The sequence below is a fragment of the Arthrobacter sp. M2012083 genome (assembly GCF_000281065.1).
Classification (GTDB): Bacteria; Actinomycetota; Actinomycetes; order Actinomycetales; family Micrococcaceae; genus Arthrobacter.
In genome coordinates this window covers 13,753-31,750 of record NZ_AKKK01000023.1, presented here as the reverse complement: position 1 = coordinate 31,750, position 17,998 = coordinate 13,753, and the positions used below count along the sequence as shown (strand labels likewise).

Sequence of the window (17,998 nt, the reverse complement as noted above, 5' to 3'; positions counted from 1 at the left end):
GAAATATCAGCTGTCCGGTTGTCCGTGAATGGTGCTTCGATGGCCTGAAACCTGGGGAGGTATTTCCTCATCGAAGCACCGCTTTCGGACCATTGGGCAGCAGTTCAGCAATAGCCAAAGAAGAGGGAGTGACCATGTCAGGAAACAGAGCAGTCGCCTACAAGGAACCTGGTGTCGTCGAGATCATCGACACCGACTACCCAACGTTTGAGCTTAAGGACGGACCGGGCGTCAACCCGGCCAACGTCGGCCGGAAGGTGCCTCATGGCGCGATCCTCCGCACTGTAACCACCAACATTTGCGGTTCGGACCAGCACATGGTTCGGGGCCGCACCACGGCTCCGCAGGACCTGGTCCTCGGCCACGAAATCACCGGCGAAGTGGTGGAGGTGGGACCCGACGTCGAGTTCATCAAGGTAGGCGACATCGTCTCGGTGCCGTTCAACATTTCCTGTGGCCGTTGCCGGAACTGCAAGGAGCAGAAGACCGGCATCTGCCTCAACGTCAACCCCGACCGCCCCGGCAGCGCCTACGGCTACGTGGACATGGGAGGCTGGGTGGGCGGACAAGCAGAGTTCGTCCTGGTCCCCTACGCCGACTGGAACCTGCTGCGCTTCCCGGACCGCGATCAGGCCCTGGAAAAGATCATGGACCTGACCATGCTCTCGGACATCTTCCCCACCGGCTTCCATGGTGCCGTCACCGCCGGCGTGGGCGTGGGGTCCACAGTTTACGTCGCAGGTGCCGGGCCTGTGGGCCTTGCTGCCGCCGTGGGCGCACAACTGCTTGGCGCCGCCGTCGTGATTGTGGGCGATATGAACGAGGACCGCCTGGCACAGGCACGTTCCTTCGGCTGCGAAACAGTCAACGTGTCCAACGGCGATCCGAAGGAGCAGATCGCCCAGATCCTCGGCGTTCCGGAAGTGGACTGCGGCGTGGACGCGGTGGGCTTCGAAGCCCGCGGTCACGGCAAGGATGCCTCACACGAGGCTCCAGCCACTGTGTTGAACTCCCTCATGGACATCACTGCCGCCGGCGGATCCCTGGGCATCCCGGGGCTCTACGTCACCGGCGATCCGGGTGGAATCGACGATGCCGCCAAGCACGGCTCGCTCTCGCTGTCCCTTGGTACCGGCTGGGCCAAATCCCTGTCCTTCACCACCGGCCAGTGCCCGGTCATGAAGTACAACCGGCAGCTGATGATGGCCATCCTCCATGACAAGGTCCAGATCGCCAAGGCAGTCAACGCCCAAGCCATCCCGCTCGAAGACGCTCCGCGCGGCTACGCCGAATTCGACGCCGGAGCGGCAACAAAGTTCGTGCTGAACCCCAACGGCTACGTGAAGGCTTAATACACGTCCGGCTCAGTACGCACCACACGGATACCGGGGACTGCGCGGCAAGAATTACGGGAAGGCCGGGCAGTCCCCGGTATCTGCGTTTCACCGGAAGCACCACCTCAGGAAGCGGGCACCCATGCTTGCACAAGCAACCTTCACCAACGCCCATGCGGGGTCCCCGTTGAGCGATGAACCGCGGCACGCACCCTCGTGGGCCGAAGCACGTGAGCTGGCATACCACTGCACCCGCCCACTCCCGTCGTCCAATGTCACCCTCGGCGAGGCGATCGGGCGCACCCTGACCAGCCCCGTCACCGCTCAACGGAACCTGCCCCACTATGCGTCGTCCGCCATGGACGGCTGGGCCATCAACGGCAGCGGTCCTTGGATATTAACGACGGCGGGGCTGCCGCTGTCGCCGGGCGAAGCCAGCCTCATCGCCACCGGCGGCCTCGTTCCAGCCGGCGCCACGGCAGTCCTGCGTAAGGAAAGCGGCCAGGTAGCCGGGGGTGGGCACCTCTCGCTCAGGCACGACGCCAAGCCGGGCGAGACACGCCTTGGCCGGCACATTCGTCCAGCCGGAGAAGAAGCCGCAGCCGGAGATGTCCTCATACCCGCCGGCACGCTCCTCAATCCGGCTCATATTGCCCTGGCCGCTGTGGCAGGCCACGATCACGTTCAGGTGCAGCGCAAGCCGAGGGTCGCCGTCGTACTTACCGGTTCTGAAGTGGTCACCTCAGGCGAGCCGGCGCCAGGACAGGTCCGCGACGCATTCGGCCCGCAGCTGGATGCCGTGATTTCACAGTTGGGCGGGGAGCCCAACGGTCAGCTCAGAATAGGCGACTCGTACCAAGAGTGGATGGCGGCGCTTGGCCGCGATCCTGATGGCTTACCGCCCGACGTGACGATCACCACCGGCGGGACGGGAAAATCCGGGACAGACCACTTCCGCGATGCCATCGTGGCACTCGGGGGTCGGCTCCTCCTGGACGAAATCGCCATGCGGCCGGGGCATCCGGCAGTGTTGGCGGAACTTCCTGATGGGCGTTTCGTCATCGGGCTTCCGGGCAATCCCCTGGCCGCGATGATGGCGCTGATGACCCTTGGGGAACCCTTGCTGGCCGCCATGGAAGGCAGGCCTCTCAAGGGAGCCGTGCCCATGACGTCCGGAGCCGACATTGACGCGGACCCAGGACGGACACGCCTCATGCCCTGCACCCTGATCCACGGTCTCGCGTTCCCTGCCTCCCGCACGGGTCCAGGGATGATGCGCGGGCTTGCCTGGGCAGACGGATATATGGCTGTTCCCCCTGAAGGCGTCGCGGCCGGCGCGCCCGTACCTGTCCTGCCGCTGCCGTGGACGGCACCCATCAATTCTCCGGACCAATCAGGAGGGTACGCCACATGGCGCGCATGACCCAGCGCAGGAAGATCCATCGTTTCCGCTTGGACGCAGCGGACACCGAACAGTCCGTGCGGTTCAAGGAGGATGTCCTGGCCGCCGAAGAACCCTTGGAAATCAGGATTGGGGGCACATCCTTTGCCGTGACCATGAGGACGCCGGGCGACGACTTTGACTTGGTGGCTGGATTCCTGGTGTCCGAGGGCATCATCCGCAACCCTTCGGAGCTGATCTCCCTCCGGTTCTGTGCGGGCGAGAAGGACGGAGTGCAGACCTTTAATGTAGTGGAAGCCCAGCTACGGCCGGACGTTCCCTTGCCGGACACCATGCGCCACGTATATACGTCGAGTTCGTGTGGCATCTGCGGCACGGACTCCATTGAAGCCGTACGAAAGACCATCCACTTCGATACAGCCTTGGACCGTCTACAGGTTCCAGTGGATGTCCTGGCCGGGCTCCCGGACCGCCTCCGCGAAGCGCAGGCCGTCTTCGACAGAACCGGAGGAGTCCACGCAGCTGGACTGTTCAGGGTGGATGGTCCCAGCCCTGAGCTGCTGTGCCTGCGGGAAGACGTCGGCCGCCACAATGCGGTGGACAAAGTGGTGGGCTGGGCCCTTCGGCAGGACCTGCTGCCGTTGGCCGGACTGGTCCTGCAGGTCTCGGGCAGGGCATCGTTCGAACTCGTCCAGAAGGCAGCCTTGGCCGGCATTCCGGTTCTCGCGGCCGTCAGCGCGCCCTCCAGCCTCGCTGTCGATCTTGCCACCGAGACCGGGGTGACCCTGGTTGGCTTCAGCCGGGGACATAGCCTCAACGTCTATGCCGGAAGGGAGCGCCTGGCCCGTCCACGTGTCAAGGAGGAAGCCCTCATGGGTCGCTGACTTTCAGGCCGTTGCTGCTGGTCAGTCTAGGATGAGCATCATGGCCGCACGCAGCAACCCGGATACTGACAAGGACGCAGACGCCCAGGGCGGAGGCGTTCAGTCAGTAGACCGCGCACTCCAAATCCTGGAAATCCTGGCCAGGGAAGGCGATGCCGGCGTGAGCGATATCGCTGAGGAAATGGGCGTCCACAAGTCCACCGTGTCCCGGCTGGTTGGCTCCTTGGTCAATCGCGAACTGGTCCGGCAGAACAGTGAACGCGGCAAGTACCAGTTGGGCTTTGGAATCCTCCGCTTGGCTTCTTCCATCCCTGGAAGGCTGAGTGTGGTTCATGAGGCGCGCCAAGTCCTGGAGGCCCTGGCGGCCGAATACAAGGAAACCGTCAACTTGGCTGTGTTGCGGTCCAACTATGCCGTCAACGTGGACCAGGCGATGGGGCCCTCAACACTGGCCACCTACGACTGGGTGGGCAGCCTGACGCCGCTGCACGCCACATCCAGCGGCAAGGTCCTTCTTGCCGCGTTGACCGCCGACGAGCGAACCCAGGTCCTCAAGGCAGTGGGATTGCCGGCGCGAACGCCACGTACGGTGACAAACCGCGGGGAGCTGGAAAAGCAGCTGCTGGACGTGGCCCGCAACGGCTACGCCACTGTCCACGAAGAGTTTGAGATCGGCCTTACCGCTATTGCCGTGCCAATTTTCAACCACTCGGGAAGTGTTATCGCCGCGGTAAGCATCTCGGGCCCCGCGTTCCGCTTCTCCCCTGAGGACCAGCCGGGGCTCATTGAAGGGCTCCGGGAGGCCGGGCTGGCCATCAGCGCCCGGATGGGTTACAGGCACCGCTAGCCCTCATTTACACCAGGTACAAGCACAACAGCAACCGTTAAGCGCAACTCCAGCCCTCAAGGCCAATTGATATATCAAGTTGCGTCAAAGAGCAGAAAAGCCTTGACTTTGGGTGTGACGGGGCGCACTCTGTTGCTTAGCGCGAATGTTGTTGATTCATGCGGAACGCCCTTCAGGGCTCCAGGAGCCCGGCGTTCAACCAACCCGTCCGACCAAAGAGGTGCCCCATGAAACTGCCCGTCTACGCTCGTAAAGTGCAGAACCGGGACAGCAAATCATGGTCAGCGGGGAAGCCCCCCAGCCTTCCCTTCGGCCTCACCTTCCAGGGCCATGTATAAACGCAAACCCATGACTCGCCGAGCAAAGGACCCGCTCATGGCTATAAACAGCGACACAAAACCTCTAACACCCGAGGAGTTACCTGCCCAAGCGGAGAACCCTGAGGAAATCATCAGGATCTCCCCCGACGACACAAACTTGGCCGCCCTCGACGCTGAGGACGGAGGCGCTGAGACCCTTCCCGGTTCTGAAGAATACGAACAGATCATGGAAGAGCTGCGCCATGCCAAGACCGAGCAGGCCGTTTCGGCCCGCCGGAACCGCAAACTTACCCTCGACAAAGTCACCTTCGGGATCACGGGCGCCATCGCCGTCGCCTTCGTGGTCTGGGGATTTGTCGGACGGGACAGCCTGTCAGATACCTCCAAAGGCGCCCTGAACTGGGTTATGGAGTACACCGGCTGGCTCTTCATGGTCCTCGCTTCATTGTTCGTCGTCTTCGTCCTATGGCTTGCCCTCGGCAAGTTTGGCAACATCCCGCTGGGCAAGGACGGCGAGAAGCCCGAGTTCCGGACCATTTCCTGGGTGGCCATGATGTTCGCCGCCGGCATGGGCATCGGGCTCATGTTCTACGGTGTGGCCGAACCGTTGTACCACTACATCTCGCCGCCGCCGGGAACGGTGGACGGCCGCACCCCGGCAGCCATCCAGACTGCCATGGCCACATCGATCTTCCACTGGACCCTGCACCCTTGGGCCATGTACGCAGTGGTCGGTATCGCCATGGCATACGGCACCTACCGCCTGGGCCGCAAGCAACTGGTTTCGGCAGCCTTCACCTCGCTTTTCGGCATCCGCATGGTGGAAGGGCCGCTCGGAAAGTTCATCAACATCCTGGCCATCTTCGCCACCCTCTTCGGAACTGCCGCTTCGCTGGGTCTCGGCGCCCTCCAGATCGGCAGCGGCATGACGTCGAATGGTTGGCTGGGTGAGATCGGCACCCCCGTGCTCGTGGTCATTGTGGCTATCCTGACTTTCTGCTTCGTGGCATCCGCTGTGTCAGGCATCAGCCGGGGCATCCAGTGGCTTTCCAACATCAATATGGTCCTGGCTGTTGTTCTCGCCCTGATTGTGTTCGTCGCGGGACCAACCCTGTTCATCCTTAACCTGATCCCTTCCGCTGTAGGCGACTACGCCAGGGACCTCGCCGAAATGTCGTCACGCACCGAAGCCGTAGGAGACGAGTCCCTGCGCAGCTGGATGACCAGCTGGACCATCTTCTACTGGGCTTGGTGGATCTCCTGGACGCCCTTCGTCGGCATGTTCATCGCCCGCATCAGCCGTGGACGCACCATCCGCCAGTTCGTCACCGGCGTTCTGCTGGTGCCCAGCGTTGTCAGCGTCATCTGGTTCGGAATCTTCGGCGGCGCCGCTTTCCACGTCCAGCAAGAAGCAGACAAGGCCGGCACGCCCGGGCTTGTGACTATGGTGGACGGCGCACCCTCCATCAACTTCGATGGCGCACTCTTCGACCTCGTGAAGAACCTGGGCATGCCTGGCTGGCTGACAGCAGCGGTCATCGTCCTGGCCATGGTCCTGGTGGCGATCTTCTTCGTCACCGGCGCCGATGCAGCCTCCATCGTGATGGGATCGCTCAGCTCCAATGGTGCTGAGCACCCGCGTCGAGGAGTGGTGATCTTCTGGGGAAGCCTCACGGGCGCAGTGGCAGCAGTCATGCTGCTTGCTGGCGGCGATAAACCATCGGAAGCCTTGTCGGGCCTGCAAAGAGTAACCATCGTGGCAGCCCTGCCGTTCGTGATCGTCATGCTGCTGCTCTGCTTCGCACTGGTCAAGGACCTTCGCCGGGACCCGCTCCAGTTGCACAAGCGTTTGGCCACTTCGGTGGTGGAGCGAGCCATCCGAACGGGTGTTGAGCAACATGGCGGCGTTCAATTCGACCTTGTCACCAAACACGATTGCGCCGAAAAGTGCACGGACTCCGATTGCGCCGGGGGAACGCCCACGGGAACCATTCCCCTGGTGGGCAAACCCCAACTGGAATCAGACGACAAATAGCCCGGCTTCAACGGACCCTCACTTAAGACATCAGGAAGGTTTACCATGTCCAAAATCGCTACCCAGGGCACCCTTCGCCTCAACACCCAGTCCAGCGCCCAGGCCGGCAAGGATGTGACTCTTACCTTGGACTCATCCAAACCAATGACCGTGCGTATTGAGGTTGACCACTGCCCCTGCGGGTCCGAACACAACCGGGCCGGCTCATACGTGGACACTGACTTCAGCCGCTAAACAGCAACACACAGCAAAGCAGGCGCCGGGTTTCCGGCGCCTGCTTTGCTGTGTGTTGCTGGTGGAAGCTAAGGCCTATTTGGGCATCAGCACCGAGTCGATCAGGTAGACCGTGGCGTTGGCGGTCTTGACGCCACCGCAGATCACGTTGGAAGCTCCGTCAACCGTGAGGGCATCCTTGGTGCCGGCAACCGTCACTTCGCCACCCTGGACAGTCTTGTGGGTGCCCACGATCTCATCCGGGGTCAGCTGACCGGGGACTACGTGGTACGTGAGAATCTTGCTCAGCAGGGCATCGTCCGTCTTGAGCGTCTCGATTGTTGCGGGGTCGATCTTCGCGAAAGCGTCGTCAACCGGAGCAAAGACCGTGAATTCGCTGCCGTTCAGGGTGGAAACAAGGTCAACCTTGGGGTTGAGCTGGCCGGAAACAGCGGCGGTCAGGGTCTTGAGCAGCGGGTTGTTCGACGCTGCTACGGCTACCGGGTCCTGGGCCATGCCCACTACCGAACCGGCACCGTCCGGAACCTGTGCGGCGTAACCGGCGCAGCCGGGGCCCACAAGGTTGGCGGCCGGATCCATTGCGGCGCTGCTCATGGCTGAGGAGGACGGCGACGGTGCCGCCATGGAGGTTTCCGGAGCAGCAGAGGAAGCAGCCGGGGTGCTGGTGGTGCTTGAACCACCACAAGCAGTGAGTCCGAGAAGGGCGGCTGCAGTGAGGCCAACGAAGGCGAGGGCGGGGCGCTTTGTGGACAACATGTCATTCTCCTTGTTTTTGGAACCAGGGCGTTGGATCCATTGGTTGGTGGGACGCGGGTTGCTGGTGTTGCTTTTGCATCACCTGCGGTTTGTGTCTCACCATCTATTCGGAGGATGGGAGGGGGTGGATGGGTCCGGATTGAAAAAGTTTTTAAACCCGCCTGGAAGTGTTCGGCTCACCCGGCGACCGTTGCCTGCATCCAGCCCCGGTGACAGGATGGTCCGCATGGCCATCGAGGTTCGACCCGCGACGGTGTTCGACGACGTGAAAACCATGGTGGGGCCCAAGAGCCCCGACTCCAACGTGTGCTGGTGCCTCAGCTACCGGATTCCATCGAAGCTGAACCAGGAGCTCCAAAAACAGGAACGCGGAAAGTACGTTCAAAAGCTGGTTTCCGAGGACCCGCCTCCCGGCGTTCTGGCGTACGACGGCGACGAAGTAGTTGGGTGGGCAGCGGTCCACCCTCGTGCGGACACCACTTTTGCGAAGAACCGGAAGATCCCCCACGTGGACGATGCGAAGGTGTGGTCAGTCTGGTGCATTCGGGTGAAGCCCGGGCATCGTGGCAAGGGCATTTCCCACGAGCTGCTCCGCGGCGCGATTGACTTCGCAAAGAGCCACGGTGCGCCTGCGATAGAGGGTTACCCCGTGGACAACAAAGGCGGCAAGGTGGACCTGACCATGGCGTACGTTGGCACGCGAAGGCTATTCGAGAAGGCCGGCTTTAAGAAGGTGGCCGAGACGACGTCGGTGCTTAACGGTTTCCCGAGAGTGCTGATGCGGCTGGACCTCAGCTAGCTCCCTGCAGGCGCGCCGTCATCCTGTGCGCTTCCTCGAGCAACAGTTTCCCAAGGAACTCCTGGCGGTCCGGCCGGAACCTGGGCTCGATTCCCGTCAAGGAAAGAGCCCACGCCGGCTTTCCCCGCTGATCAAACACAGCCGCACCCATGCCCCAACTGCCTTCCAGGATCAACCCGGGATTGACGGAGTAGCCGGCCAGCCGTGTCCGTTCCAGATTGCCCCGCACCACATCTGCAGGGTGTCCCGCCGCAAAGTCTCCGGCGTGCGCAGCCCAGTCTTCCAACAGCGCTTCCTGTTCGTCGGGAGGCAGGAAAGCCATGATGGCAGTGCCGGCCGAAGCGACCCCCAGCGGAAAGCGTACGCCTTCGTGCAGCACAAAGGACCGCACCGGGAACGAGCCCTCTTCCCGCAGCACGCACACTGTTTCGTTGCCACGACGAATGGAGAAGAAGGCGCTCTCCCCGGTCTCTGCAGCCAACCTGCGTAGTGATGGCCGCGCAATATCCTCCATGGGAAAACGTGCAGCGGCCACTGATCCCAGCAGGAAGATCTCCGGCCCCAACACCCACTTCCCGGAGGCCGGATCGTGTTCCAGTAAACCCTCCGCGGCCAAGGAGGTCAGAAGCCGGTGGACGGTTGGCCGGGTCAAACCGGACTCCCGCACCAAGCCCGCCAGGGACGTGCCTTCGGGCTTACGTCCCACTAGTCGAAGCAGCAGGGCTGCCCGGCCCACCACTTGTGCTCCCTGAACCACCACGGCACCCTCCAAGAAGATATTTCATCCATAATATGGACACCCTCCATCCTAGTGTCCACACCCTGAGTATGTGGCGCCTCACTACGTTGACCACCCACTCCGTGCCACCTAGGCTCCTTCTCAGGAGTGAGAGCAGTCCACAAAGTGGATGCACCGGCAAAGAACTCAAAGAGGAGTGGAGCATGATCAAGATCCAGGCGAGTGCCGACCAAGCGCTGCATGACCTGATGGCAGACGGCCTGACCATCGCCGTCGGAGGTTTTGGACTCAGCGGCATCCCCGCCGACCTGATCGACGCCGTCCGCGAGTCCGGCGCCAAGGACCTCACCATCGTGTCCAACAACATGGGCGTGGACGGCAAGGGGCTCGGCGTCCTCATTGAGGCGGGCCAGGTCCGGAAGGTCATCGCTTCCTACGTGGGCGAAAACAAGCTCTTCGCCGAGCAATACCTCGCGGGCCAGCTGGAGGTGGAGTTCACGCCGCAGGGTACGCTCGCCGAGCGTCTCCGCGCTGGCGGCGCCGGCATTCCGGCGTTCTACACCCGAACCGGAGTGGGAACCTTGGTGGCCGAAGGCAAGCCGCTGGAAGAGTTCGACAGCGTGACGTACGTCCGCGAGCGCGCCATCACCGCCGACGTCGCCCTGGTCCATGCCCACACTGCGGATACGGACGGGAACTTGGTTTATCGCTACACGGCCCGCAACTTCAACCCGGTGGTTGCCACAGCGGGTGCAGTGACCATCGCCGAGGCTGAGGTCATTGTTCAACCCGGTCAGTTGGACCCTAACCACATCGTCACCCCGGGCGTTTACATCCAGCGGCTGGTCCAAGCCACAAACCGGGTCAAGGACATTGAACAGCGCACGGTCCGGCCCCGGCGCGAAGCACTCACGGTTTAGAAGCTAAGGAGCACATGACCATGGCATGGACACGAGACCAAATGGCCGCCATCGCGGCCGAAGAACTGCACGACGGCGATTACGTCAACCTCGGCATCGGCATTCCGACGTTGGTGGCCAACAACCTGCCCGACGGCGTGCGGGTGGTCCTCCAAAGTGAGAACGGCCTGCTCGGCATGGGCCCTTTCCCCTATGAGGGCGAGGAAGACGCCGACCTTATCAACGCCGGTAAGCAGACCGTCACCATCACCCCCGGCGGTAGCATCTTCGACTCAGCCACGTCGTTCGGCATGATCCGCGGCGGACACGTGAAGGTGGCCATCCTGGGCGCCATGCAGGTGTCCGGCTCGGGGGACCTGGCCAACTGGACCATCCCCGGCAAGATGGTCAAGGGCATGGGCGGAGCCATGGACCTGGTGGCGGGGACACCAAGGGTGGTGGTCCTCACTGAGCACAACGCCAAGGACGGTTCGGCCAAGATCGTCGCCGAATGCACGCTCCCGCTTACGGGACTCAAGTGCGTTGACCGGATCATCACGGACCTCGCCGTTTTCGACATCGAGGAAACACCGTCCACGGCGGAAACACCCTACGGCGGCACGCAGCTGCTGCTGACCCGCCTCGCCCCTGGCGTCACGGTGGAAGAGATCCGCAGCAAGACCGAGGCAGAGTTCACGGTGGCGCTCGCCTCTGAGGAACACACACTTGAAGGAGTAAACGCATGAGCCTGAAGGACCAATTCGGCAAGGACATCCTGCTCACAGGGTGGGGGCACAGCAAGTTCGGCAAACTGGCTGATGACACCTTGGAGTCGCTCATTGTCCAGGTTGCCGGCGAAGCGATGAAGAACTCGGGGCTCGATCCCAAGGACATCGACGAAATTTACCTCGGGCAGTTCAACTCCGGAATGCAGCCCCTGGGATTTACGTCATCGCTGGCACTTCAGTTGTCCGCAGACTTGGCCAACGTTCCCGCAACGCGCACAGAAAATGCCTGCGCTTCCGGTTCCGCGGCTTTCCAGCAGGGAGTCAAAGCCGTCCTCGCCGGAACTGCCCGCAACGTCCTCGTGATCGGGGCGGAGAAAATGACCGACGCCGGCGCCGACGTTGTGGGGGCGGCCCTGCTCGGCGCTTCGTACGAGATGGCAGGAAAAGCCTCTTCCACGGGATTCACGGGGTTGTTCGCTGAGGTCGCCAAACACTATGGGAAGCGCTATGGGGCAAACATCGACGCCGACAAGTATCCCGGCGGCCTCGGTGATGTCCTCGGTTCCATTGCTGCCAAGAACCACCACAACGGCATGGACAACCCGTACGCCCAAATGCACCGCGATTTCGGCGAGGAGTTCTGCCGGACCATCTCAGAGAAGAACCCCATGGTGGCCGACCCCCTGCGCCGCACGGACTGTTCACCGGTCTCGGACGGTGCCGCCGCCGTCGTGCTTTCCACCTCGGCAACCGGAGGAACAACCGCGCCTGTGCGCTTGGCTGGTTTCGGCCACGCCAACGACTTCTTCCCGGCGGAGAAGCGCGATCCCACCGAGTTTGCGGCCACCAGGGCTTCGTGGGAGCGTGCGCTGGGCATGGCTGGTGTTGGGCTCCGGGACTTGGACTTCGCGGAGGTGCACGACTGCTTCACCATCGCCGAACTCATCATGTACGAAGCCATGGGCCTCACTCCCCGCGGCGAGGGCGTGCGAGCGGTCCAGGAGGGCTGGGTTCACAAGGGCGGCAAGCTTCCCGTCAACGTTTCCGGCGGACTCAAGGCGAAGGGCCACCCGGTGGGAGCCACCGGTGTGTCGCAGCACGTCATCGCCGCGATGCAGCTCAGCGGCACGGCAGGCGCCATGCAGTTGTCCAATGCCCGACGGGGCGCGGTCCAGAACATGGGCGGAGTGGGCATCGCCAATTATGTGAGCGTGCTGGAAGCCCTGTAACCCAATGAGGAGCAAATCAGTTGGGTAGCCCATCTCAGCGGTTCCGGATCAGCGCCGCGATTTCCGTAAACCCGAGCCGCTCTGCGTTCTGCAGGGCGGTTCGGCCTTGGGGGTCGCGGATGTCCGGGGTGGCTCCCGCTGCCAGGAGTTGCCGGACCACGTCCTGCTGATTCGGCCCGCCGTTGTTGAGCAGGATGGCTTCCTGCATGGCGGTCCAGCCCAGGTTGTTGACGTGGTCCACGGGCACACCCGCTGCAATCAGGATCCTGACAGTTTCGGTGTGTCCATGCTCGCTCGCAGGGATCAGCGCGGTGCCGCCGTACCGATTGGTGCTGTGAACATCCGCTCCAGCAGCCAACGTCAGCTGCAGGACCTCGTTGAAGCCTTCAGCGCCCGCGTAGAGGAACGCTGAGTCCTGGATCTCGTCCTTCGCGTTGACGTTCCCACCCGCCGCAATAAGTTCACGGACTCGGGCAACATCGTTGGCCTTCGCGGCGAGGATCAGGAGCCGGTCGGTTTCGATTTGGGCCTCCGGTGAGAGTGCGGGTGGCAATACAGCCGACGACGTCGGCCCAGGACTTACGCTCGACGGCGAGGCGGCCGGCGTCGTGCCTGCACTGGCAGTGTCAGACGGCGACGGCGGCGCGCAGCCAGCCACGAGACCGGCGATCAGCAATCCAGCACCGATCATCGAACCCGCGGCCAGGCCCCGCCCCTTGAGGGGATCCATACTGTCGAGGCTACTTCGCGGCCGCAGCCAACGCATCAGCACCGGCGGTGGCGCAGGCTTCGTCGAGGGCGCCGTCGGGTGCGCCACCAACTCCGATGCCCGCCACTGAAACGCCGTTGACCTTCAGCGGAACGCCGCCCGGCAGGAACAAGGTGCCCGGGAGGTCGGCGATGGACGGGCCGTTACCGTTGACGCGCTTGGCGAGTTCGCTGGTGGGAGCACCGAAAGCTGCTGCCGTGTAGGCCTTCTGCTTGGCGGCTTCGATGGTGTGCTCGGCGGCGTTGTCACCTCGAAGGAGCGCCTGCACGGTTCCGAAGCGGTCAACAAGTGCCACTGTCACGAACGGCAACTTGTCTGCCTGGCACTTTGCGAGCGCGGCATTGACGGCCTTGCTGGACGCACCTACAGAGATGCGGTTCTGGGCTACGACGTTCTCCGGGGCAGGCAGAACGTCCGCGGCAACCTGCACCGGTGCGGCAGCAGGCGCGGCGGCGGGTGACACGGCGTTGGCCACGGCAGTAACACCGCCGGTGAGCAACAATGCTCCGGCAGCAGCGGCGGCAATCATCTTGTTGGACTTCTTCATGGGGCTCTCCTCGTTGTAAGCATCGGGTACAGCTCCATGCTTCCGCGGATGGCCCGCAGCCACATCGGCCGGGCGCCCTTCCCGGCCTCAGCCTTTACGCCACCGGTATCAGCCAAAAGGTGGAGAGACCAATGACGGCGTCGGGACCTAGCATGGAAAGAACGCCTTCCACCGAAACCGGGAACGGGAACCACCCATGCCAACAGCACGTCCATGGCCAGAGCCCAGCAACGGGACCAGCAACCGGATTGATGGCCGCATTGATGTAGTAGTGCACTTGGGCTTTGCCGTCCTGATGGTGGCCTCTGCGGTCAGGTACGTCATGCGCCACTCCCCCGCGGACAACTTGTGGACCGTTGCCCTGGCCCTCGCGGTGTGTGCGCTGTACGCGGTCACCGCCGTGTTGGTCCACCGTCAGCATCCCGGGCAACGCAAGCAACAGCTGTGGATTCCGTGGATGGTGGCGTTGGTTGCAGCCTGGGCCACGTTGGTGGTGATCGCCCCGAGCTTCGCGTGGTGTTCCTTTGCCATCTTCTTCCTCACGCGGACGGCCTTCCGAGGCTGGGCCGGCTACGTGGCAGGAGGCGCGACGGCGGCCGCTACCGCCGTCGGGCTCTTCCGGATGAGCGACTGGACGGACATCGCCATGCTGCTCGGCCCGCTCGCAGCGGGCGCCCTGCTCACGCTGATCTACGACAAGATCGAGCGCGACGCGGCCCTGCAACGCAGGCTGTTCGACGACGTCACCCGAGCCCAGGAGCAGCTCGCCACCAAGCAACGCGAAGCCGGAATCGCTACTGAGCGCGAGCGTGTTTCCCGCGAGATCCACGACACCGTCACCCAAGGCTTGGCCAGTAGCCTGCTCCTCCTCGAGGCCGCCCAGCGCGCGTGGCCCGCCGAAACCGCCCACCAGGACGTACGCAAGGCAACAGACTTGCTCCGGCGCAACCTCGCCGATACCCGTAGCCTGGTGCACGAACTTTCCGCCCCGGGCCTTGAGACAGGCCCGCTCCCGGAGGCCTTGGAACACGCCGCCCGGCAGTACTTTGAGGCGGTCAGCATCCGCGTCACTGGCGACCCCTACCCCCTTCCTTCCGAGGTGCGGCACGCCCTGCTCCGCGTCACCCAAAGCGCCGTGGCCAACATCAAACTCCATGCACACGCGGAGCACGCCAGTGTGACCCTGGGGTACCTACCGGACGCGGTCACCTTGGACGTGTTCGACGACGGCCGCGGCTTTGATCCCGCAGCGGTACCTCCGCCGTCGGCACACGGAGGATACGGCCTGCGGGCCATGCGACAGCGTGTGGAACAGTTGGGCGGAGAATTGTCTGTGGAGAGCTCGCCAGGCGAAGGAACCATCATTGCGGCGCAGTTCCCGCTGACCCGGCTTGCTGATCCTGCAATTGTCCTGAAGGAGGCACGGTGAACACCATCTCCGTGCTCCTCGTGGACGACCACACCGTGGTCCGGAGCGGGCTCAAGGCGCTGTTGGGCACCCAAGGCGATATCGCCGTCGTCGGGGAAGCATCCTCCGGCGAGGAAGCGCTGGAAGCTGCGCACGAGCATACGCCCGCGGTTGTCCTCATGGACCTCGCGATGGGCGCTGGAATGGATGGCATCGAGGCCATCAAGCTGCTCAGGCAGTGGAACCCCAAGCAGGCCGTGATCGTATTTACCACCTACGACTCCGACGCCGACATCGTCCGCGCAGTGGATGCCGGGGCCATGGGCTATTTACTCAAGGACGCCGCACCGGAGGAGATCTTCGCAGCCGTGCGCGGCGCTGTGCAGGGGAAGAGCGTGATGAGTGCACCGGTGGCCTCACGTTTGTTCCAGCAATTGCGGAATCCTGACGAGATCCTCACTCCCCGCGAAGCCGAGTTGCTCAGCCTCCTCACAGAAGGACTCAGCAACCGCGATCTTGGAAAACGCCTGTTCATTTCCGAGGCAACAGTCAAAACCCACCTCGCCCACATCTACGCCAAACTGGGTGTGGAGACGCGGGCCGCAGCAATTGCCACAGCTATCCGGCGCGAGGGGATGCGGTAAAGGCACGCCGTTGGTTACGCTGACCGTATGTCGGACGCAGCGGATCGCAAAATGTTCAAAAACCCGGGAACTGCCTTGCTGGTCCGGGGAGCCCTTTCCATAGTTTTTGGCCTCTTGATCATTGTTTTACCGAGCGCTACTGCCTTGGTGGTAGTCGTCATGTTCGGCGTTTTCGCGATCATTGACGGCATTACCAGCGTGGCGCATTATTTCTACGACCCCGCCGGCCGTTCCCGCTGGACCATAGTGGGCGGCCTGATCTCCATCGCCGCCGGCATTGTGGCAATTGCCTTGCCTGGAATTACCGCAGCAGCAATCGGTGTCCTCATCGGGTTATGGGCCTTGGTCCTGGGTCTTTCCCAGATCATTCTGTCGCTGGCTGCCAGGAGCTTCATTCGACACTGGGGTATCTGGTTCGTCACGGGACTCGTCACTACGGTGTTCGGGGTTGTTGTCCTTTTCAACCCTGGGCTGGGCTTCCTGAGCCTGGTGTGGATGTTGGCCGGGTTCGCGATCCTGACAGGGTTGCTCCTCATCGCCTCTGGCATCGGGCTCCGCAAGCTGGCCAGTTCGCCGCCGCTGTTCGCGCGCTAGTCGTGCGCTGGTTCTGCGCTGGTTGTGAACCGCAAAAAGGGCAGCAGGGGATGCGCTCAGCGCCAAGTTCGGTAAGTTAGTGGCTGTGAAGATAGCAACCTGGAATGTGAACTCCCTCCGCGCCCGTGCCGACCGCGTAGAAGCCTGGCTTGAGCGCAGCGACTGCGATGTCCTGGCCATCCAGGAAACCAAGTGCAAGGACGAGAACTTCCCCTGGGAGCTGTTCGAGCGCATGGGTTACGAGGTTGCGCACTTTGGCGTGAACCAGTGGAACGGAGTTGCCATCGCTTCCCGAGTGGGCTTGGAGGACGTGCAGCGCACTTTCCTGGACCAGCCTTCGTTCGGCAAGGCAGGCAAGGATCCCGCGCAGGAAGCCCGCGCCATCGCAGCCACTTGCGGCGGCATCCGAATCTGGAGCCTCTACGTTCCCAACGGCCGCTCATTGGACGACGAACACATGCCGTACAAGATCAAGTGGCTTGACGTTCTGCAGGGCCACGCAGCCGAATGGGTGAAGTCCGACCCGACCGCCCGGATCGCGCTCATGGGTGACTGGAACATCGCCCCGTTCGACGACGACGTGTGGGACATCGAGCTCTTCCGCAACAACAACTACACCCACGTCAGCGAACCCGAGCGCGCCGCCTTCCACGCCTTCGAAACCGCAGGGTTCACCGACGTCGTCCGCCCTTACACGCCGGGCCCCGGCGTGTACACGTACTGGGACTACACTCAGCTGCGCTTCCCCAAGAAGGAAGGCATGCGCATCGACTTCTGCCTCGCCTCCCCGGCGCTGGCATCGCGCGTCACCGGAGCCTCCATCGACCGCGAAGAGCGCAAGGGCAAGGGTGCTTCGGACCACGCTCCCGTCATTGTGGAGCTCGCAGACTAAGTACCTCGCAAACCAAGTACAAGGTCACTAACGAAAGGAGCGGCTGACATGACTGGAAACCTGTATCGGGGCCAGGCAGGTCTGCCGTTCTCTTCTTCCCTGCGCATTTACGAGCCCCTGGAGGCGTTCCCTCCTGAACAGCAGCGCCAACTTGTTGCGGAGGGCAGCAAGAACGGATCCCGGGCCGCCGTCGAGAATGCGGAGCTCCAGGCCTCGCTGGGACGCATCACGCGCTCCGGCGGCGATCCTTTCCCCACGGGCCGCACGGACTTGGTCCGCATGACGCGCGTGCCCAGCGGGCGCCACGCCGCGGTGTCCGAGAAAGAAGATAACGACGCCGGACGGTTGCTTTACTGCCCCAGCCAACTAGTGATTCGGGCTGGCTTGGCGGCCAACGCGCTGATGGACGGAGTGCACAGTCCGCTGGCCGACCTCCTCATTCCGGTCTCGCAGCGCGACAAGCACCAGGCTAGGATCGATCGCATCAACGCCGGGGAGGCCGCCAAACGCGTGCATACCCGGGCCTCAACATGGGGAATCCCGTTCAGTTGGTTCTCGCTTTTCAACGAGTCCGACCGCAAGGACGTGGTGGAATCCGAGGGGCGCATCCTGACCGTCCGGGTATGGACGCCCCTGACTGAGGCCCTGGACCGGGCACGGTTCGCGGTGGCCCATTTGGCGCTGGCAGCACCGGATTTGGACATGTTGGATGACCTGACACAGCTCACGGAATGGCTGGAACTTTTCCATGTCCAGTCCATGGTGGAGCTGGATTATGGGGCCGTAGCTGACAAGGTGTACCCGGACGAATCCCCCATGGATGTTCGTTTGGGGATCGAGTGCCTCGCTGAAGGCGACATGACCGGAGCGGCCGCTGCCTACCGTCGGCTAGCCTCGCGGTGGATCCCCATCCGGCAGCTGGCGCGCGCTTCCTAGCT

At 63.0% G+C, this 17,998-nt stretch carries 19 protein-coding genes; 15 read left to right on the top strand and 4 right to left on the bottom strand.

The window, feature by feature from the left end; all coding sequences use genetic code 11:
• The first annotated feature begins 134 nt into the window (after positions 1-134).
• The 6 genes from fdhA to A477_RS0112025 all read left to right on the top strand — a co-directional run bounded on the left by fdhA (position 135) and on the right by A477_RS0112025 (position 7,056).
• Positions 135-1,352 (top strand): formaldehyde dehydrogenase, glutathione-independent, encoded by a 1,218-nt coding sequence (gene fdhA / locus A477_RS0112050; protein WP_026005570.1) that lies wholly within the window; start codon positions 135-137, stop codon positions 1,350-1,352.
• Positions 1,353-1,476: 124 nt separating this feature from the next.
• On the top strand, positions 1,477-2,757 hold the full coding sequence (locus tag A477_RS0112045; protein WP_017199244.1) for a molybdopterin molybdotransferase MoeA: 1,281 nt from the start codon (positions 1,477-1,479) through the stop codon (positions 2,755-2,757).
• A complete protein-coding gene (gene fdhD, locus A477_RS0112040) occupies positions 2,745-3,620 on the top strand; it encodes a formate dehydrogenase accessory sulfurtransferase FdhD (protein WP_017199243.1) in 876 nt (291 codons plus the stop codon). Before A477_RS0112045 ends, fdhD begins: the two co-directional genes overlap by 13 nt.
• Positions 3,621-3,660: 40 nt before the next feature.
• Positions 3,661-4,467, top strand: coding sequence for an IclR family transcriptional regulator (locus tag A477_RS0112035; protein ID WP_017199242.1), 807 nt, complete (start codon positions 3,661-3,663; stop codon positions 4,465-4,467).
• Positions 4,468-4,842: 375 nt separating this feature from the next.
• Positions 4,843-6,822 (top strand): BCCT family transporter, encoded by a 1,980-nt coding sequence (locus A477_RS0112030; RefSeq protein ID WP_083848044.1) that lies wholly within the window; start codon positions 4,843-4,845, stop codon positions 6,820-6,822.
• Positions 6,823-6,867: 45 nt separating this feature from the next.
• Positions 6,868-7,056, top strand: coding sequence for a hypothetical protein (locus A477_RS0112025; RefSeq protein ID WP_011773232.1), 189 nt, complete (start codon positions 6,868-6,870; stop codon positions 7,054-7,056).
• Positions 7,057-7,131: 75 nt separating this feature from the next.
• Here A477_RS0112025 and A477_RS0112020 read toward each other — a convergent pair whose 3' ends face one another.
• Complete coding sequence (locus A477_RS0112020) at positions 7,132-7,812, bottom strand: fasciclin domain-containing protein (protein ID WP_017199240.1); 681 nt, start codon at positions 7,810-7,812, stop codon at positions 7,132-7,134.
• Between the two features lie 226 nt (positions 7,813-8,038).
• Between A477_RS0112020 and A477_RS0112015 the strand changes: the two genes are divergently transcribed.
• Positions 8,039-8,611 (top strand): GNAT family N-acetyltransferase, encoded by a 573-nt coding sequence (locus A477_RS0112015; RefSeq protein WP_017199239.1) that lies wholly within the window; start codon positions 8,039-8,041, stop codon positions 8,609-8,611.
• On the opposite strand, the gene A477_RS0112010 is transcribed toward A477_RS0112015, so the two are convergent.
• Entirely contained in the window at positions 8,604-9,368 is a 765-nt protein-coding gene (locus tag A477_RS0112010; protein ID WP_026005569.1) for an IclR family transcriptional regulator, read from the bottom strand. The genes A477_RS0112015 and A477_RS0112010 overlap by 8 nt on opposite strands.
• 185 nt (positions 9,369-9,553) lie before the next feature.
• Between A477_RS0112010 and A477_RS0112005 the strand changes: the two genes are divergently transcribed.
• Genes A477_RS0112005 through A477_RS0111995 form a run of 3 tightly spaced genes read left to right on the top strand, consistent with a single transcriptional unit; the run spans position 9,554 to position 12,206 of the window.
• On the top strand, positions 9,554-10,270 hold the full coding sequence (locus A477_RS0112005; RefSeq protein WP_017199237.1) for a CoA transferase subunit A: 717 nt from the start codon (positions 9,554-9,556) through the stop codon (positions 10,268-10,270).
• A 20-nt stretch (positions 10,271-10,290) separates the two neighbouring features.
• Positions 10,291-10,995, top strand: a complete 705-nt coding sequence (locus tag A477_RS0112000; RefSeq protein WP_026005568.1) for a CoA transferase subunit B — start codon at positions 10,291-10,293, stop codon at positions 10,993-10,995.
• Positions 10,992-12,206: an acetyl-CoA acetyltransferase gene (locus A477_RS0111995; protein WP_017199235.1), complete on the top strand. Its 1,215-nt coding sequence runs from the start codon at positions 10,992-10,994 to the stop codon at positions 12,204-12,206. The genes A477_RS0112000 and A477_RS0111995 overlap by 4 nt, the downstream gene beginning before the upstream one ends.
• 34 nt (positions 12,207-12,240) lie before the next feature.
• Here the strand turns inward: A477_RS0111995 and A477_RS0111990 are convergent, their stop codons facing one another.
• Together A477_RS0111990 and A477_RS0111985 are read right to left on the bottom strand one after the other, a co-directional pair.
• Entirely contained in the window at positions 12,241-12,897 is a 657-nt protein-coding gene (locus A477_RS0111990) for an ankyrin repeat domain-containing protein (protein WP_017199234.1), read from the bottom strand.
• Between the two features lie 49 nt (positions 12,898-12,946).
• Positions 12,947-13,522 (bottom strand): GlcG/HbpS family heme-binding protein, encoded by a 576-nt coding sequence (locus A477_RS0111985; protein WP_017199233.1) that lies wholly within the window; start codon positions 13,520-13,522, stop codon positions 12,947-12,949.
• Positions 13,523-13,718: 196 nt separating this feature from the next.
• Here A477_RS0111985 and A477_RS0111980 point away from each other — a divergent pair, with 196 nt between their 5' ends.
• From A477_RS0111980 to A477_RS0111960, 5 genes are all read left to right on the top strand, one after another.
• On the top strand, positions 13,719-14,951 hold the full coding sequence (locus tag A477_RS0111980; protein WP_017199232.1) for a sensor histidine kinase: 1,233 nt from the start codon (positions 13,719-13,721) through the stop codon (positions 14,949-14,951).
• Entirely contained in the window at positions 14,948-15,574 is a 627-nt protein-coding gene (locus A477_RS0111975; protein WP_017199231.1) for a response regulator, read from the top strand. The genes A477_RS0111980 and A477_RS0111975 overlap by 4 nt, the downstream gene beginning before the upstream one ends.
• 27 nt (positions 15,575-15,601) lie before the next feature.
• A complete protein-coding gene (locus A477_RS0111970; protein WP_017199230.1) occupies positions 15,602-16,168 on the top strand; it encodes an HdeD family acid-resistance protein in 567 nt (188 codons plus the stop codon).
• A gap of 85 nt (positions 16,169-16,253) precedes the next feature.
• Positions 16,254-17,060, top strand: coding sequence for an exodeoxyribonuclease III (locus A477_RS0111965; RefSeq protein ID WP_026005567.1), 807 nt, complete (start codon positions 16,254-16,256; stop codon positions 17,058-17,060).
• Between the two features lie 48 nt (positions 17,061-17,108).
• Positions 17,109-17,996, top strand: a complete 888-nt coding sequence (locus A477_RS0111960; RefSeq protein WP_017199228.1) for a DUF8083 family protein — start codon at positions 17,109-17,111, stop codon at positions 17,994-17,996.
• Positions 17,997-17,998: the final 2 nt, after the last annotated feature.

What these genes read in the sequence shown, in the direction of transcription:
- A477_RS0112030 (WP_083848044.1), top strand. Translation starts at nt 4,843, where the DNA reads ATGGCTATAAACAGCGACACAAAACCTCTAACACCCGAGGAGTTACCT.
- A477_RS0111970 (WP_017199230.1), top strand. Translation starts at nt 15,602, where the DNA reads ATGTCGGACGCAGCGGATCGCAAAATGTTCAAAAACCCGGGAACTGCC.
- A477_RS0112015 (WP_017199239.1), top strand. Translation starts at nt 8,039, where the DNA reads ATGGCCATCGAGGTTCGACCCGCGACGGTGTTCGACGACGTGAAAACC.
- A477_RS0112005 (WP_017199237.1), top strand. Translation starts at nt 9,554, where the DNA reads ATGATCAAGATCCAGGCGAGTGCCGACCAAGCGCTGCATGACCTGATG.
- A477_RS0111990 (WP_017199234.1), bottom strand. Translation starts at nt 12,897, where the DNA reads ATGATCGGTGCTGGATTGCTGATCGCCGGTCTCGTGGCTGGCTGCGCG.
- A477_RS0112025 (WP_011773232.1), top strand. Translation starts at nt 6,868, where the DNA reads ATGTCCAAAATCGCTACCCAGGGCACCCTTCGCCTCAACACCCAGTCC.
- A477_RS0111980 (WP_017199232.1), top strand. Translation starts at nt 13,719, where the DNA reads ATGCCAACAGCACGTCCATGGCCAGAGCCCAGCAACGGGACCAGCAAC.
- fdhA (WP_026005570.1), top strand. Translation starts at nt 135, where the DNA reads ATGTCAGGAAACAGAGCAGTCGCCTACAAGGAACCTGGTGTCGTCGAG.
- A477_RS0112020 (WP_017199240.1), bottom strand. Translation starts at nt 7,812, where the DNA reads ATGTTGTCCACAAAGCGCCCCGCCCTCGCCTTCGTTGGCCTCACTGCA.
- A477_RS0112035 (WP_017199242.1), top strand. Translation starts at nt 3,661, where the DNA reads ATGGCCGCACGCAGCAACCCGGATACTGACAAGGACGCAGACGCCCAG.
- A477_RS0111995 (WP_017199235.1), top strand. Translation starts at nt 10,992, where the DNA reads ATGAGCCTGAAGGACCAATTCGGCAAGGACATCCTGCTCACAGGGTGG.
- fdhD (WP_017199243.1), top strand. Translation starts at nt 2,745, where the DNA reads ATGGCGCGCATGACCCAGCGCAGGAAGATCCATCGTTTCCGCTTGGAC.
- A477_RS0112045 (WP_017199244.1), top strand. Translation starts at nt 1,477, where the DNA reads ATGCTTGCACAAGCAACCTTCACCAACGCCCATGCGGGGTCCCCGTTG.
- A477_RS0111985 (WP_017199233.1), bottom strand. Translation starts at nt 13,522, where the DNA reads ATGAAGAAGTCCAACAAGATGATTGCCGCCGCTGCTGCCGGAGCATTG.
- A477_RS0111960 (WP_017199228.1), top strand. Translation starts at nt 17,109, where the DNA reads ATGACTGGAAACCTGTATCGGGGCCAGGCAGGTCTGCCGTTCTCTTCT.
- A477_RS0112000 (WP_026005568.1), top strand. Translation starts at nt 10,291, where the DNA reads ATGGCATGGACACGAGACCAAATGGCCGCCATCGCGGCCGAAGAACTG.